The sequence below is a fragment of the Yersinia sp. 1252 StPb PI genome (assembly GCF_048593885.1).
GTDB lineage: Bacteria > Pseudomonadota > Gammaproteobacteria > Enterobacterales > Enterobacteriaceae > Yersinia > Yersinia enterocolitica_E.
In genome coordinates this window covers 1-245 of sequence record NZ_JAZGQE010000576.1, presented here as the reverse complement: position 1 = coordinate 245, position 245 = coordinate 1, and the positions used below count along the sequence as shown (strand labels likewise).

Here is a 245-nt window from a genome sequence, read left to right as displayed (position 1 = left end):
TGTTATTAAGTAAAATAAATGCCGAGATAAATAAATTTAAGCTAGCTCAAAACAGAATCAATGAAATTGAAAATAATTTCATTTATGAGGTTGACAGTTTGGAAATGCTAACTGATAAAATGAAAGCAAATAGCTCTATAAAAGTAAATATTGGAATAGATGTAAATAAAGAAATGGAAGACTGGTATCCAATAAATTTCAATAAAATAAAACTAACATCTCTAAATACACTACTCAAAAATAAA

Annotated in this window: 1 protein-coding gene; it reads left to right on the top strand. The window is 24.1% G+C overall.

Going from position 1 to position 245, the window contains the following annotated elements; genetic code table 11:
- On the top strand, window positions 1-245 hold a 245-nt coding region (locus V2A85_RS24790), incomplete at both ends, for a hypothetical protein (RefSeq protein ID WP_420072697.1).